Origin of the sequence: Clavibacter sp. VKM Ac-2872 (assembly GCF_015351105.1) — a bacterium.
Classification (GTDB): Bacteria; Actinomycetota; Actinomycetes; order Actinomycetales; family Microbacteriaceae; genus Clavibacter.
Genome location: NZ_JADKRR010000001.1, coordinates 2,112,047 through 2,126,067, shown reverse-complemented (window position 1 = coordinate 2,126,067; position 14,021 = coordinate 2,112,047). Strand labels below are relative to the sequence as shown.

14 protein-coding genes are annotated in these 14,021 nt (G+C 74.1%); 4 read left to right on the top strand and 10 right to left on the bottom strand.

The genetic code is table 11. The features are described 5' to 3' along the window. Window positions 1-152: 152 nt before the first annotated feature. The 6 genes from ITJ40_RS10020 to ITJ40_RS09995 all read right to left on the bottom strand — a co-directional run bounded on the left by ITJ40_RS10020 (window position 153) and on the right by ITJ40_RS09995 (window position 6,293). A complete protein-coding gene (locus ITJ40_RS10020) occupies window positions 153-1,106 on the bottom strand; it encodes a serine protease (protein WP_194666857.1) in 954 nt (317 codons plus the stop codon). Window positions 1,107-1,173: 67 nt separating this feature from the next. Beyond that, the gene (locus tag ITJ40_RS10015) at window positions 1,174-2,118 is read right to left on the bottom strand and encodes a serine protease (RefSeq protein ID WP_194666856.1); all 945 of its coding nucleotides are present in this window, start codon (window positions 2,116-2,118) and stop codon (window positions 1,174-1,176) included. A 115-nt stretch (window positions 2,119-2,233) separates the two neighbouring features. Continuing rightward, window positions 2,234-3,169 carry a serine protease gene (locus ITJ40_RS10010; protein ID WP_194666855.1) on the bottom strand — a complete coding sequence of 312 codons (936 nt, stop codon included), beginning with the start codon at window positions 3,167-3,169 and terminating at the stop codon, window positions 2,234-2,236. A 79-nt stretch (window positions 3,170-3,248) separates the two neighbouring features. Beyond that, window positions 3,249-4,190, bottom strand: coding sequence for a serine protease (locus ITJ40_RS10005; RefSeq protein ID WP_194666854.1), 942 nt, complete (start codon window positions 4,188-4,190; stop codon window positions 3,249-3,251). Window positions 4,191-4,300: 110 nt separating this feature from the next. Beyond that, window positions 4,301-5,266, bottom strand: a complete 966-nt coding sequence (locus ITJ40_RS10000; protein ID WP_194666853.1) for a serine protease — start codon at window positions 5,264-5,266, stop codon at window positions 4,301-4,303. Window positions 5,267-5,360: 94 nt separating this feature from the next. Beyond that, window positions 5,361-6,293: a serine protease gene (locus tag ITJ40_RS09995; RefSeq protein WP_194666852.1), complete on the bottom strand. Its 933-nt coding sequence runs from the start codon at window positions 6,291-6,293 to the stop codon at window positions 5,361-5,363. A gap of 261 nt (window positions 6,294-6,554) precedes the next feature. Here ITJ40_RS09995 and ITJ40_RS09990 point away from each other — a divergent pair, with 261 nt between their 5' ends. Beyond that, on the top strand, window positions 6,555-7,925 hold the full coding sequence (locus ITJ40_RS09990) for an LLM class flavin-dependent oxidoreductase (RefSeq protein ID WP_194666851.1): 1,371 nt from the start codon (window positions 6,555-6,557) through the stop codon (window positions 7,923-7,925). Next, the gene (locus tag ITJ40_RS09985) at window positions 7,922-9,160 is read left to right on the top strand and encodes an acyl-CoA dehydrogenase family protein (RefSeq protein WP_194666850.1); all 1,239 of its coding nucleotides are present in this window, start codon (window positions 7,922-7,924) and stop codon (window positions 9,158-9,160) included. The genes ITJ40_RS09990 and ITJ40_RS09985 overlap by 4 nt, the downstream gene beginning before the upstream one ends. 31 nt (window positions 9,161-9,191) lie before the next feature. Here ITJ40_RS09985 and ITJ40_RS09980 read toward each other — a convergent pair whose 3' ends face one another. Continuing rightward, window positions 9,192-9,956: an SDR family NAD(P)-dependent oxidoreductase gene (locus ITJ40_RS09980; RefSeq protein ID WP_194666849.1), complete on the bottom strand. Its 765-nt coding sequence runs from the start codon at window positions 9,954-9,956 to the stop codon at window positions 9,192-9,194. Window positions 9,957-10,128: 172 nt separating this feature from the next. Here ITJ40_RS09980 and ITJ40_RS09975 point away from each other — a divergent pair, with 172 nt between their 5' ends. After that, complete coding sequence (locus ITJ40_RS09975; protein WP_194666848.1) at window positions 10,129-11,301, top strand: hypothetical protein; 1,173 nt, start codon at window positions 10,129-10,131, stop codon at window positions 11,299-11,301. 31 nt (window positions 11,302-11,332) lie between these two features. Here ITJ40_RS09975 and ITJ40_RS09970 read toward each other — a convergent pair whose 3' ends face one another. After that, complete coding sequence (locus ITJ40_RS09970; protein ID WP_194666847.1) at window positions 11,333-11,881, bottom strand: DinB family protein; 549 nt, start codon at window positions 11,879-11,881, stop codon at window positions 11,333-11,335. 98 nt (window positions 11,882-11,979) lie between these two features. Here ITJ40_RS09970 and ITJ40_RS09965 point away from each other — a divergent pair, with 98 nt between their 5' ends. Then, window positions 11,980-12,453, top strand: coding sequence for a DoxX family membrane protein (locus tag ITJ40_RS09965; protein WP_194666846.1), 474 nt, complete (start codon window positions 11,980-11,982; stop codon window positions 12,451-12,453). A gap of 51 nt (window positions 12,454-12,504) precedes the next feature. Here ITJ40_RS09965 and ITJ40_RS09960 read toward each other — a convergent pair whose 3' ends face one another. Continuing rightward, on the bottom strand, window positions 12,505-12,744 hold the full coding sequence (locus tag ITJ40_RS09960; protein WP_194666845.1) for a PLDc N-terminal domain-containing protein: 240 nt from the start codon (window positions 12,742-12,744) through the stop codon (window positions 12,505-12,507). Between the two features lie 36 nt (window positions 12,745-12,780). Then, window positions 12,781-14,016, bottom strand: a complete 1,236-nt coding sequence (locus ITJ40_RS09955; RefSeq protein WP_194666844.1) for an amidohydrolase — start codon at window positions 14,014-14,016, stop codon at window positions 12,781-12,783. Between the last annotated feature and the right edge of the window lie 5 nt (window positions 14,017-14,021).

Below are 14,021 nucleotides of genomic sequence, written 5' to 3'. Positions count from 1 at the left end.
GCGGTGCAGGGGAGCGGTCGCGAGCGGGGATCCGCTCGGGTGCCGCCTACCGTGCCCCGTGTTCCCCCGACCGGGGAAGGGCCGCGGTCACGGCGCGTAACGCATCGTGACCGCGGCCCTCCCGCTGAGCGGCAGCCGCCGGACGCCGCGGCTCAGCCGGCGACGGCGGCCGCGGAGGTGTACGCCGCGTGCTCGTTGGCCAGCCAGAGCGGGCCCAGCACCTTCGGCTCGTTCGTGTAGCGCGCGTTCTCGTCCGCGTACTGCGGACCGCTCGCGTCGTCCCCCTCGAAGATCGGACCGCCGGAGACGCCCTCGCGCATGTCGCAGTCGAGCACGATCTGCTGCGTGTTGAGGCCCTGGAACGTGCCCCGGCACCTGTCGAGCGAGTATCCGTCGAACCGACCCTGCGCGGGGTATCCGTAGACGGTCCCCGCCTGCACGAGCGGCTGGTCGAAGAGCACGGGGGAGCCGCCGACGACGCTCTGGACGCCGCGACCCGCGCCGTCGTGCGCGACCACGAGGAACGCGGCGTCGTCCGCCTCGTCCCCGTTGTCGGCGAAGTAGCCCCCCGCGATCACGCCGCTCACCATGGGCCAGTCGCCGTACGGTGAGACGTCGTCCTCGTAGCCGGGGCTGAAGACCGTGTTCGTGGAGAAGGTCCCGCCGCCGGTCAGGCAGTGCGCCGCCGTGGCGACGGTGGAGAGGTTCCCCGCCCGGACGACGTTCGCGCTGCAGGCGTAGCTGTGCCCGTCGCGTTCGTAGAAGAGGCGGCCGATGTGCGGGACCGGGGCGACCTTCTCGGCGACCGAGATGGGTGCGGCGGCGGCGGACGCGGCTTCCGGAGCGGGGTCGGGGGCGGTGCCGTCCGACGCGGCGATCGCGGCGGCCTTGCGGGCCGGCGTCCAGTACGCCGGCGCAGCGGCCGCCTGCGCGGAGGGCACGGTGACGACGGTCGGTGCGCTGGCGCTCGGCGCGTCCGCGGGCGGGTGCGCCGGTGCGGCATCAGCCGGCGCGGCGGCCAGCGTCACGAGGACGCCGCCGGTGAGGAGGGCCCCCGCGATGACGATGCGGAGGGGATGTCGGGACGGGTGCGGTGGTCTGATCACGGTCGTGCCCTTCGTGGGGATGGAGCGCGCGGGCCCGGGGTCGCGGGCCCGGGGGAGCGGGCCTGGGTCAGGTCGCGATGGCCGCCGTGAGGTCGTACGCCGAGTGCTGGGAGTCCTGCCAGAGCGGTCCGATGTTGTGGGTGCCCGTGTCATCGCGTTCGGCGACGTTCGCGAACTGCGCGCCGTCGCTGCCGTCGCCGACGAGGATCGGACCGCCCGAGACGCCGCCCGTCATGTCGCACGCCAGGACGATCTGCGCGGTGCCCAGGGCCGTGCCCGAGTCCGTGCACCGGTCGAGGTGCTCTCCGTCGAATCGCCCGACGGCGGGGTAGCCGAAGGCCGAGACGAGCTGCGCGGCGGGCTGGCCGAAGAGCACGGGCGATGCGCCGACCACGCTGGCGACGGTCTCGCCGTCATCGTCGCGCGCGACCGCCATGAAGGCCGAGTCCTCCGCCTGGTCGGCGTCGTTCCCCTGATACCAGCCGGTCGTGACGTTCCCGCCGACGATGGGCCAGGCTCCGTAGGGCGAGCCCCCCGACTCGTACTGCGGGTAGAACACCATGTCGGTCGAGAAGACCTGGTGCATGGTCGTGCAGTGCCCGGCCGTCGCGATCGTCGACCCGTTCGCGGAGGCGACGACGTTGGCCGAGCAGTAGTGGCCGAGGCCCTCCTGCATGTAGTAGATGCGGCCCATGTGCGGCACGGTGGCGACCTGCTCGGCGTGGCCGCCGGTGCCCGCCGCGTCGGTGATCACGGAGTCGGTCGTCGCGTCGCCCGAGCCGTCGCCCGGGGTCGCGGCGGCGCGGCGCTCGGGTGTCCAGTAGGCGACGGCAGCGGAGGCCCGCGCGGCCGGGACGGTGACGGAGACGAGCGACGACGCGGCGGCAGCGGACGGCGCGCCGCGATCGAGGGCGGATGCGGGAGCGGCGACGCCGATGAGGGCGGCGCCGAGGCAGACCGCGGCGAGGGCGGCGGCCCGTCGACGAGGAGGAGCGGCGAGGTGGCGGGACATGGGAGACCTTCCTGGTGTTCGGTGACGGCGCGGACGGGTGTCGGCACCGGGTCGAGACGAGGGCGAGCGGGGGCGGGCGACGCCGGCGGCATCGACGCCTCGAGCGCGCGGTGCGTCAGTACGTCGTGGTCGACACCAGGTCGTAGGTGTCGTGCTGCTCCTGCCGCCAGATCGGGCCGATCACGTGCGTGTAGTCCTGGAAGCGGTTGGACTCGTCGGCGATCTGCGCTCCGTCCGCGTCATCGCCGGCGAAGATCGGGCCGCCCGAGACGCCCTCGTTCATGTCGCACGCGATCGAGATCATCGTCTCCACGAACGGGCCCGACATGCCCCGGCATCGATCGAGGTGCTCCCCGTCGAAGCGGCCGGCGGCGGGGTAGCCGTAGACGGACGCCTCCTCGGTGGTGGACTGGTCGAAGAGGACCGGCGACGCGCCGACGACGCTCTCGAGGTCCTCGCCTGCGGAGTCCGTGCTCACGGCGAGGAACCCCGAGTCGTCCACCCGGTCGTTGCCGGTCGCCCAGCGCGACGGCACCGCGCCTCCCACGACGGGCCAGGCCCCGTAGGACGATTCCCCCGACTCGTAGCCCGGGTAGAAGACCGTGTTCGTGGAGAACTCCTGATGGTAGGTGAGGCAGTGTCCCGCGGTCGCGATGGTCGAGCGGTTGGCCGACACGACCGCGTTGGCCGAGCAGGCGTAGCCCGACCCGCCCTGCGTGTAGAAGATCCGGCCGATGTGCGGGACCGGGGCGACCTGCTCCGCCCTGCTGATCGGGGTCGCCGCGGCCGACGCGTCGAGCTCCGACATGGGCCGTCCGCTGTCGACGTCGATGGCTGCAGCCCGACGCTCGGGGGTCCAGTAGTCGACGGCGTGCGACGCGTCGGCGGCGGAGACCGTGAACGCGGTCTCCGACGCGGCCGGGACGACGGCGTCGGAGGGCGCGGTCGTCGCCCACGCCGAGGGCGCCACGCCCAGCAGCGCGGCCGTGAGGCAGACGGAGGAGACGACGGCGGTGCGCCGTCGGGTGGAGCGTGCGGGGCGATGGGACATGGTGTGCCTTCCGGGAGTGCCACGAGGTGGCGATCGGATCGCCGGGGGTCGCCGGCGACGAGGGGGAGCGCGAGGAGGATCAGCCGACGTTCGTCGCCGTCGCCTCGTATGCCGAGCGCTGCGTGTCGCCCCAGAGCGGGCCGGCGTTGTGCGTCTGGGAGTAGTCGAGCGTGGCGACGTTCGCGAACTGCGCCCCGTCGGCGGAGCCCGCGAGGATCGGGCCGCCCGACGCGCCCCCGGTCATCCCGCAGGGGAAGGACACCTGCTGCGGGGCGACCGCCGTGCCCGCCCCGACGCAGCGCTCGAGGTGGGTCCCGTCGAAGCGTCCGACGACGGGATAGCCGAACGCGGCGACGGTCTGTGCCGCGGACTGGCCGAAGAGCACGGGCGAGGCACCGACGACGCTCTCGACCGTGGCACCGTCCGCGTTCGCGTTCAGCGCGTAGAACGCGGTGTCGTCCGCGGCGTCGGCGTCGTCGCCGTTGTACCAGCCGCTCGGGATGTTGCCCGTGCGGACGGTCCACGTGCCGTAGGGCTTCTGGCCGTCGTGCGCTCCGGGGAAGAACGCCTGGTCGGTGGAGAAGACGCCCATCGACGACGCGCAGTGGCCCGCGGTCGCGATCGTCGAGCCGTTCGGTGCATCGACGACGTTGGCCGTGCAGTAGTAGTACGAGCCGTTGCGGACGAAGTACAGGCGACCGATGTGCGGCACGGGGGCCACCTGCTGGACGGGATCCGCGGCGTCGGGGGACACGGCGGCGGCCGATCCGTCGGCGCTCGGAGCGGCCAGGTCGTCGGCCCGCGCCGCGTCGCGTCGTGCGGGCGTCCAGAAGTCGCCGGCGCGGTCCGCGTCCGCGGCCGAGCCGGGGATCGTGACGACGGAGGACGTCGCGCTCGCGGTCGTCGCGGGGCGGACGGACGCGGTGGCCGGCTGGGCCGACGCGATCACGGCGCTCGCGGCGAGGAGCGTGCTCGCGGCCAGGAGCGCGCGACGGACGGACGGTGCGGATGGTCGGAGCATGGGTTCTCTTCTCTGTCGTGCTTCGGAGGAGGCGGGGCTGCCGACGTGCGTCGGCAGTCGCGCGGTGCAGGGCGGCGCGCTCCCGGAGCCCCGGGAGCGCGCCGTGCGGGTCAGGTGGCGATGGCGCCCGTGAGGTCGTACGCCGAGTGCTGCGAGTCCTGCCAGAGCGGCCCGATGTTGTGGGTCGACGTCTCGTCGCGCTCGGCCACGTTCGCGAACTGCGCGCCGTCGCCGCTGTCGCCGACGAGGATCGGCCCACCGGAGACGCCGCCCGTCATGTCGCACGTCACCACGATCCGCGAGGGCTCGTACAGCGAGCTCTGCCCCGTGCACCGGTCGAGGTGCTCGCCGTCGAAGCGGCCCACGGCCGGGTAGCCGTACGCCGACACGCGCTCGGAGGCCGGCTGGTCGAAGAGGACGGGCGACGCGCCGACGACGCTCTCCACGGTCGCCCCGTCGCCGTTCCGCGCGACCGCCATGAACGCGGAGTCCTCGGCCTGGTCGTCGTCGTTCCTCTGGTACCAGCCCGTCGTCACGTAGCCGCCGACCACGGGCCAGGCCCCGTAGTCGGATCCGCCGTCCTCGTACGCCGGGTAGAAGACCATGTCGATCGAGAAGACCTGGGCCATGGTGATGCAGTGCCCGGCCGTCGCGATGGTCGACCCGTTCGCGGATGCGACCACGTTGGCGCTGCACCAGTGCCCGTCGCCGGCCTGCTTGTAGTAGATGCGGCCGATGTGCGACACGGTCGGGATCTGCTCGGCCTGGTCGTTCGAGGCGACCGCGTCGGAGGCCGCGACGGCGTCTGAGCCCCCGCTCGACTCCGCGGAGGCGGAGGAGTCGCCCTCGTCCTCGGTGGCGGCGGCGCGTCGTTCGGGCGTCCAGTACGCCACCGCATCGGCGTCCCGCGCGGCGGGCACGGTGATCGAGACGAGCGAGGACGCGGCGTCGGCCGCGGGCGCGTCCCGGTCGGCGGCGGAGGCGGGAGCTGCGCCGCCGACGAGGGCGGCTCCGAGGCAGACGGCGGCGATCGCGCCGGCCCGTCGGCGGAGGGGAGGTGCGGGACGTGGGGACATGGATGGACCTTTCGCTGGTGTCGTGGTGGCGCGGCCGCGGCCCGGTCGGGCGTCCGCGGCGGTTCGTGCGGGGAGGGGGATCGCGGGCGACGCGCTAGGGCTGGATGGCCGCGACCGTGTCGTAGACCGCGTGCTCGGTGGCCTGCCAGATGGGTCCGAGCACGTGGGAGAAGTCGCCGTAGCGCTCCGCGACGTTGCCGAACTGCGCGCCGTCCGGGCCGTCGCCCTCGAGGATCGGGCCGCCAGAGACCCCCTCGTTCATGTCGCACGGCAGGGCGAGCTGCGGGGCGGAGACGTGCTCGGACAGCCCGCGGCAGCGATCGAGGTGCTCGCCGTCGAAGCGCATCAGCGTGGGGTACCCGTAGATCGAGACCTCCTGCGCCCCCTCCTGGTCGAAGAGGACGGGCGACGCGCCGACGACGCTGGCGATGTCGTCCCCGGAGTCGTCGGTGCCGACGGCGAGGAAGGCCGAGTCGACCCTCTGGTCCCCGTTCCGATACCACCCGTCGGTCGTCGCGCCGCCCACGACGGGCCACGCGCCGTAGGCCGAGTCGCCGTCCTCGTAGGCCGGGTAGAAGACGATGTCGGTCGAGAAGGTCTGGCCCTCGCTGAGGCAGTGGCCCGCCGTCGCGAGGGTGGAGCCGTTCGCCGACTGGACCACGTTCGCCGTGCAGGAACGGCTCTCGCCGTTCTGGTCGTAGAAGATGCGGCCGATGTGCGACACGGGCGTGACCTGGTCGGCCCTGCTGATGCGGGTCGCGGCGTCGGACGCCGCGAGGGCGGACATGGGCTGGCCGCTGCCGTCGTCGATCGCGGCGGCACGCCGCTCGGGCGTCCATCGGGCGACGGCGGCGGCGGCGTCCGCGGGCGACACCCGGGAGGAGATCGCCACCGCGGACGGGGCGCCGCCGGGGGCGACCTGCGCGGCGGATGCGGACGTCGCGACGCCGATCAGCGCGGCCGTGAGGCAGATGGAGGAGACGACGGCGGTGCGCCGTCGGGCGGAGCGTGCGGGGTGATGGGTCATGGTGCGCCTTCCAGGAATGCCACGGCGTGGCGTCGGATCGCCGACGCTCGCCGGCGAGGAGGTGGGGCCATGTGCGTCGCGGCGGGAGCGGGTGATCACCAGCGGCCCCCGACGCGGTGGGCTGACGGTATCGGGCCCGTGCACCCGTCTGTGCGTCGCCTGCACAGACGACCGTCTGCCCGGCATGTGACGGTCGGCTACGGCGTCGCGATCCGCATTTCCCCACCCGTGCGACGCTGGGATCCCGACGAGAGGATCCCCATGCCCGACGCCCGGCCGCCGCTCCGCTTCGCCGCCTTCGTGATGAACACCGCCAGCCACATCCAGCACGGGCTGTGGCGGCACCCGGACGCCCGGCAGCACGAGTTCGACGACGTCCAGCTGTGGGTGGACCTCGCGAGGACCCTCGAGCGCGGCCGCTTCGACGCCATGTTCTTCGCCGACGTGGTGGGCCTCTACGGACCGGGCGACGGCGCCTACGACGTCAACGCGCGCGAGGGCCTCCAGTTCCCGAGCAACGACCCGTCGGTGCTGATCTCGGCGCTCGCCGTGAGCACCGAGCACCTCGGCTTCGCGTTCACGAGCTCCGTGCTGCAGGCGCACCCGTTCGACTTCGCCCGGAAGGTGTCGACGCTCGACCACATCACGCAGGGCCGCATCGCCTGGAACGTCGTGACGAGCGCGCTCGACGGCGCCGCCCGCAACTTCGGGCACGACGGCCTCGAGGACCACGACGCCCGCTATGCCTGGGCCGACGAGTACCTCGACGTGGTCTACAAGCTGTGGGAGGGATCGTGGGACGACGACGCGCTCCAGCGCGACAAGGAGCGCGGGGTGTTCTCGGACGCGTCGCGGATCCACCGCATCGACCACGAGGGCCCGCGCTACAAGGTCGCGGGTCCCCACCTGTCGTCGCCGTCGCCGCAGCGCACGCCCGTGCTCTTCCAGGCCGGATCCTCGCCCGTCGGCCGCCGCTTCGCCGCCCGGAACGCGGAGGCGCAGTTCATCCTGTCGTCGACGCCCGAGAAGACCCGCGCCCTCATCGCGGACACGCGGGCGCTCGCCGTGGACGCGGGCCGGCGGGCGGACGACCTCTCCTTCTGGCTCGGGCTCTCCTTCATCACCGGCAGCACCGAGGAGGAGGCCAAGCGCAACGAGGCCGAGATCGACGACTACCTCTCCGCCGACGGCTTCCTCCTGCACTCCAACCTCGGCTTCGACCCGAAGACGGGTGAGCAGCTGGATCCGGCGACGCCGCTCAGCCAGGTCGAGACGCAGGCCGGGCAGAGCCACCTGAACTGGCTGCGCGAGGCGTCGCCCGACCGGGAGCCGACCATCGCTGACCTCGCCCGGCTCTCCGCGAAGCTGCGCGGCCGCGTCGTGGGGACGCCCGAGCAGATCGCCGACGTGCTCGCGGGGTGGCAGGAGGCGGGCGTCGACGGGATCAACGTCATCAACTGGACCCTGCCCGGCAGCTACGAGGACTTCGTCGACCACGTCACGCCCGTGCTCCAGGAGCGCGGTCTCCAGCAGCGCGAGTACGAGCCGGGCACGCTGCGGCACAAGCTCACCGGGCGCGACCGGCTGCCGGCGTCGCACCCGGCGGCGGCGTACCGGGGCGCGTTCTCGTGACGGGGGCCGCGACGGGCACGTCGACCGCCGACCTGCGGGCCGGGTTCCTGCCGCTGTTCGACCGGATCCGCGACGGCGCCGTCGCCCGCGAGCGCGACCGCGAGCTCGCGTACGAGGCGGTCGCGCTGCTGCGGGAGGCGCGCTTCGGGGCGATCCGGCTGCCCGTCGCCGACGGCGGGCGCGGCGCCTCGCTCGCGCAGCTGACCGAGCTCGTGATCGAGCTGTCGGCCGCCGACACCAACGTCGGGCACCTGCTGCGCGGCCACTTCGGCTATGTCGAGCTGGTGCTGCGCCGGCCACCCGGTCCCGCGCGCGAGGAGTGGATCCGCCGCATCGCGTCCGGCGCCATCGTCGGCAACGCCACGAGCGAGCAGACCGGGAACACGCTCGCCGACATCTCCACGACGGTGAAGGAGCGCGACGGCCGCTGGATCCTCGACGGGACCAAGTTCTACTCCACCGGCACGCTCTACTCCGACTGGATCTACCTCGCGGCGGGTCGCGCGGCCGCGGACGGCGTCGAGCGCGTGACCCTCGCGATCCCCACCGACGCGCCGGGGGTCACCGCGGTCGACGACTGGGACGCCTTCGGCCAGACCCTCACCGCGAGCGGCACCACCACCTTCGATGGCGTGGAGGTGGATCCGGCGACCGTCACGGCCTACCGCGAGGCGCCGCTGAGCCACATCCAGGCCTTCTACCAGCTGTACCTCGTGGCGGTGCTGGCGGGGATCGCGCAGGAGGTGGAGCGCGACGCGGTCGCGTACGTGCGCAGCCGCACGCGCACCTACATCCACGCCAACGCCGCCCTGCCGCAGGACGACCCGCAGGTGCTGGAGGTCGTCGGCCGGATCTCCACGGCCGCCTTCGCCGTGCGCGCCGCGACCCTCGCGGCCGCGGCTCGCCTCGACGAGGCCGCCGCGACCGCCCTGCCAGGCGAGGCCCTCGACCGCCCGACGCTCGACGCGGCCGAGAACGCCGTCTACCAGGCCCAGGTGCACGCGGTGGACCAGGTGCCCGCCGCGGCGACGCTGCTGTTCGAGGTCGGGGGAGCGTCGGCCACGTTCCGCGAGCGCGCGCTCGATCGGCACTGGCGGAACGCGCGCGTGGTCGCCAGCCACAACCCGGCCATCTACAAGGCGCGGGCCATCGGCGAGCACGCGGTCGTCGGCCGCGGCCCGCTCGACGCGTGGGCGGCCTACGAGAAGGTGGGCGCGACGCCGTTCCCGCGGTGACGGGGCCCCGCGCTGACGGGTCCGCGCGCGGTCAGTGGACGGAGAAGCCGCCGTCGACCGCGAGGGTCTGACCGGTCACGTACGCGGATCCCGCGCTCGCGAGGAAGACGGCGGGCGCGGCGAAGTCGGCGGCGACGCCGTTGCGGCCGACGAGGGTGCGCGCCGCCAGCGCGGCGACCGTCCCCGGATCGGAGCTCAGCCGCGCGTTCAGGGCGGTGAGCACGAAGCCGGGGACCAGCACGTTGGCGGTCACCCCGTGGGCGGACCAGGCCTCCGCCTGGGAGCGGGCGAGCGCCTCGACCCCGGCCTTCGACACCCCGTAGGCGCCGCTCGACGCGAATGCGCGCTGCGCCTGCTGGCTGCTGACGTGGATGACGCGGCCGTGGCCGCGCTCCGCCATCAGGGGCAGGAGGCGCTGGCCGAGGACGAACGGCGCGTCGAGGTTGACGGCCAGGGTGGCGTCCCAGACATCTTCGCCGAGCTCGGCCAGCGGCGGCCGGAGGTTGATGCCCGCGCAGCTCACCAGCACGTCCACGTCGCCGGACGCGAGCGCCCGGTCCGCGAGCAGGTGCGCGCCCGCCCGGGTGGAGAGATCGGCGACGATGCCGTCGGCCGACCCGCCCTGCGCGCGGATTCCGGCGACCGTCTGGTCGATCGTGGCCGGGGTGCGGGCGGCGATGAGCACGTGCGCGCCCGCGGACGCGAGCGCCTCGGCGATGGCGCGCCCGATCCCGGAGCTGCCACCGGTGACCAGCGCCGTGCGTCCATCGAGTCCGAAGAGCTGCTGCAGGTCCATCGGGTCAGGCTACGGGCGCAGCGGCAGGGAACGCGCGGACGCGCGAGCGGCAGGAGCGATCCGCCTCCCGGCCTCGTGCCGCCCGAGCTGGGGGCGCCCGCGCGCCCGGCCGCCGCGCGCGCCCTCGGTACGGTGGACGGGCGGCCGCGACGCCGCGAGGACGAGGGGATCCATGACGACGCACGCGCCCCGCCGGCCGCAGCTGGACACGACGCCGCTGACCGACCGCATCGCCCGCGACGACCTCCGCCGGTTCCGCCGCGAGTTCACGGCGCGGTTCCCCGTGCTGGTCTCGCCGCTGTTCGTGCTCGGCCGCATCGCGATGGGGATCCTCGCCCTGCTCGCGATCCCGCTCGGCGGCGTCCTCCTCCTCGCCGGCGGCGTGGGCGCGATCGTCACCGACGACCCCGAGACCCGCGGAGACGCCCTCGGCATGACCGTGTTCGCGATCCCCCTGTTCGGCACCGGCGTGTTCTTCGCGTGGCGCCTGATCCGCACGCGTCGCCGCCGCAGCACGGTCCGCTCCCACTACCGCCTCACCCGATTCGGCCGGGTCAACGGCCTCGGCTACACGCCCGGGCCGGTCTCCGACGGGCACATGGGATCCGCCGCGCGCGGCATGTTCGTGACCCGCGTCATGCGGCCGCGCACCGCACGCCCCGTCGAGTTCGGCAACCACGAGCTGGACCAGGGGTCGCGGTTCGACGGCATCACGCAGTACGGCGGCTACGCGATGATCGGGCTACGGCGGGAGCTGCCGCACATCCAGGTCATCTCGAACCGCACGCGCCTCCGTCGGGAGATGACGCCGACCATCGACGTCGCCCGCGACCAGCGCCTGGAGCTCGAGGGCGACTTCGACCGGCACGCCGCCCTCTACTGCCCGGCCGGGTACGAGCGCGACGCCCTCTACCTCTTCACCCCCGACGTCATGGCCGTGCTCGTCGACCGCGTGCGCGGCTTCGACGTGGAGATCCGCGGCGACCGCCTGCTGCTGCGCTCGCCCGCGGACATGGTGACGCTCGATCCCGACCGCTGGCACGACGTGATAGATGCGACCGCCGCCCTCATGGCGAAGGACGACCGCTGGGAGCGTTGGCGCGACGACCGGCTGCGGTCGCTCGAGGGCGAGGAGGCCTCGGTGCTCACCGCGTCCGACTACGCGTCCGACGACGCGCTCGCCGTGCCGGAGCCGGGGCGGACCCGCCGTCGCTCGCGTCGCTCGCGCGGCGTCGCAGCGGCCGGGCGTCGGCTGCGGATGCGGCCCACGTTCGGGCTCCTCCTGCTCATCGCCCTCGGCGCGATCTTCTTCGGGCTCGCCTTCGTGATCACGACGCTGCCGTGAGCCCTCCCCGCGCGCTCACCCGGGTCGCGGATCACTCGCCGGTGACGCCGTCGACCAGCTCCCGCACCACGTCGACGTGGCCCGCGTGGCGCGCGGTCTCCTCGATGAGATGCACGAGGATCCAGCGCAGCGACGGCATCTCGTCGGGCGGCCCGGCGGCGGCGATGTCGTCGAGGTCGTGCCGGGCGATCACGGCGTCGCTCTCGGCGCAGGCGCGCTCGTAGTCGGCGACGATCTCGGCGAGGGAGTCCGTCGCCTCGACGCGCCACTCGCCGTCGGGGTCGTCGTCCCCGCCGAAGCGGCGGTCGTAGTCGCCCGCCTCCATCAGCTCGACGGTCCACGACCGCTCGACGTCGGCGAGGTGCCGGAGCGCGCCCGCGACGGAGGTGAGGCTGGGGAGGACGCGGCGCGCGGCGTCGGCGTCGGAGAGGCCGCGGGCCTTGCGGATCACGGTGGCGCGGTTGAGGGCGAGGAAGCCGGTGAGGCAGGCGCGCTCGTCGGCGCGCGGCGGGCGGGGGCGGTCGTCGGGGCCGAGGACGTCGGTGTCCGCGCCGGTCGCGATGTCGGGGAGGTCGGTCATGGCCGGATCCTAGGACCGGTTCCGGCACCCGGGGAAGAGGCGGTACCACGGGATCCGCGTGCGCCGGACGCCCATCCGACCCGCGTCAGACTGGGCGCATGACCACGAGCCCCGCGACCCGCCCCACCGCCGACCGCCGCATCGCCCCGGACGGCGGGCGCCGCTCGATCCCGCGCACGCTCGGCCGGATCCTGCTCGGCCTCCTGCTGATCATGGCCGGCACCGGCCACCTCACGGTCGCGCGGGAGTCGTTCCAGGCGCAGGTGCCCACGTGGCTGCCGATGGATCCCGACTTCGTGGTGCTCGCGTCGGGCGTCGTGGAGATCGCGCTCGGCCTGTCGCTCGTGCTCCTCGGGCGCTGGCGCGTGGGGGTGGGCGCCGTGGTCGCGCTGTTCTTCATCGCGATCTTCCCGGGCAACATCTCGCAGCTCGTCACGCGCACACCCGCGTTCGGCCTCGAGACCGACGCGGCCCGCGCGATCCGCCTCGTGTTCCAGCCGCTCCTCGTGCTCTGGGCGCTCTGGGCGACGGGCGCGTGGTCGGCCTGGCGGAACAGGCGCGCCCGCCGCTGACCGGGGTCGAGCGGCGGGCGCGGGCGCTCCGGCGTGAGCGGCGTGACGTGACTACAGGCTGAGCCGCAGGCGATCGATGGCGCGCTGCGCGTCGGCCGTGCGGTGCCCGACCGCGTACCAGGCGAGCGCGCCGAGGACCGGAACGAGCACGAGCGCCGCGATCCAGAGGTCGCGGGAGAGCCCGGCGAGCGTCCGATCGCGGACGACCTGCACGAGCGCCGTCACGACGAGTGCGACGTAGGCGATGGCGAGCGGGCCGACGACGGCCCCGGCGACGAGTGCATCGGACATGGTGGTGCCTCCTGTCGTGTGCGTGTCCGCTCGACCCTACGCGCGGCCCACGCCGACCCGCGAGAGCAGGGCGGCCGTCGCGGCCTTGACGCCCGTCTCGATCGTGCCCTCCATGGTCGGCGCGAACTGCGGCGTGTGGTTGCCGGGCGGCGGGGTCTCGCCGCCGAACGCCGACGCCTCGACGCCGCCGAAGGCCCAGTAGACGGTGGGCACGCCGATGGCCTCCCCGAGGATCCCGAAGTCCTCGCTGCCCATGATCGGCGGCGACTCGACGACCCGGTCGGCCCCGAGCTGCGCGGTGAGCGCCGCGACGACGCCGCGCGTCGCCTCCGGGTCGTTGCGGTTGAGCGGGAACGAGACGATCTCCTCGATCTCGGGCTCCGGTGCCCCGCTCGCGGCGGCCTCGGCGAGGATGATCCGCCGCACGGACCCCAGCACGCGCTCCCGCACGGCCGGGTCGAACGTGCGGATGCTGAGGCCGAGCACCGCGTGCTCGGGGATGATGTTCTCCTTCGTGCCCGCCTGGAACGTGCCGACGGTCACGACCGCGGCGGCCTGCGGGTCGACCTCGCGCGCGACCACGGTCTGCAGCCGCAGGACGATGGCGCTGGCCGCGACGATCGGGTCGATGGAGTTCTGCGGCTGCGACCCGTGCGCGCCGCGGCCCTTCACGGTGACCTTCCACGAGTCGCTCATGCTCATGAACGCGCCCTCGCGCGTCGCGACCACGCCGACGGGGAGCGGGAAGACGTGCTGGCCGAGGATCACCTCGGGGCGCGGCGCGCGATCCCAGAGGCCGTCGGCGAGCATCGCGCGGGCGCCCTCGCCGGTCTCCTCGCCGGGCTGGAACACGAAGACGATCGTGCCGGCCCACGCGTCGCGGTTCGCGGCGAGCGCCTGCGCGGTGGTGAGCGCGGCGGCGACGTGGAAGTCGTGCCCGCAGCCGTGCATCGTGGGCACCTCCGTCCCCGACGGGTCGATCCCCGTGTCGCGGCTGGCGTGCGCGAGGCCGGTCTCCTCGAGGATGGGGAGGCCGTCGGTGTCGGCGCGGAACGCGACCACGGGGCCGTCGCCGTTGCGGAGGATCCCGACCACGCCGGTGCCGCCGCAGCGGCTCGTCTCGGCGCCGATCGCCTCCAGGTACGCCTCGATCGCGGCCGCGGTCGCGTGCTCCTGCATCGAGAGCTCGGGGTGCGCGTGCAGCGAGCGGAACAGCTCGTGCGCGTCCCGCACGTCGTCGTCCAGCAGGGTGACTCCGGGGTGCACGTCCATGGGGA

Excerpts from the sequence above, each read along its gene's own strand:
- ITJ40_RS10015 (WP_194666856.1), bottom strand. The coding sequence starts at position 2,118 with ATGTCCCGCCACCTCGCCGCTCCTCCTCGTCGACGGGCCGCCGCCCTC.
- ITJ40_RS09990 (WP_194666851.1), top strand. The coding sequence starts at position 6,555 with ATGCCCGACGCCCGGCCGCCGCTCCGCTTCGCCGCCTTCGTGATGAAC.
- ITJ40_RS09980 (WP_194666849.1), bottom strand. The coding sequence starts at position 9,956 with ATGGACCTGCAGCAGCTCTTCGGACTCGATGGACGCACGGCGCTGGTC.
- ITJ40_RS09970 (WP_194666847.1), bottom strand. The coding sequence starts at position 11,881 with ATGACCGACCTCCCCGACATCGCGACCGGCGCGGACACCGACGTCCTC.
- ITJ40_RS09965 (WP_194666846.1), top strand. The coding sequence starts at position 11,980 with ATGACCACGAGCCCCGCGACCCGCCCCACCGCCGACCGCCGCATCGCC.
- ITJ40_RS10005 (WP_194666854.1), bottom strand. The coding sequence starts at position 4,190 with ATGCTCCGACCATCCGCACCGTCCGTCCGTCGCGCGCTCCTGGCCGCG.
- ITJ40_RS10010 (WP_194666855.1), bottom strand. The coding sequence starts at position 3,169 with ATGTCCCATCGCCCCGCACGCTCCACCCGACGGCGCACCGCCGTCGTC.
- ITJ40_RS10000 (WP_194666853.1), bottom strand. The coding sequence starts at position 5,266 with ATGTCCCCACGTCCCGCACCTCCCCTCCGCCGACGGGCCGGCGCGATC.
- ITJ40_RS09975 (WP_194666848.1), top strand. The coding sequence starts at position 10,129 with ATGACGACGCACGCGCCCCGCCGGCCGCAGCTGGACACGACGCCGCTG.
- ITJ40_RS09995 (WP_194666852.1), bottom strand. The coding sequence starts at position 6,293 with ATGACCCATCACCCCGCACGCTCCGCCCGACGGCGCACCGCCGTCGTC.
- ITJ40_RS09955 (WP_194666844.1), bottom strand. The coding sequence starts at position 14,016 with ATGGACGTGCACCCCGGAGTCACCCTGCTGGACGACGACGTGCGGGAC.
- ITJ40_RS09960 (WP_194666845.1), bottom strand. The coding sequence starts at position 12,744 with ATGTCCGATGCACTCGTCGCCGGGGCCGTCGTCGGCCCGCTCGCCATC.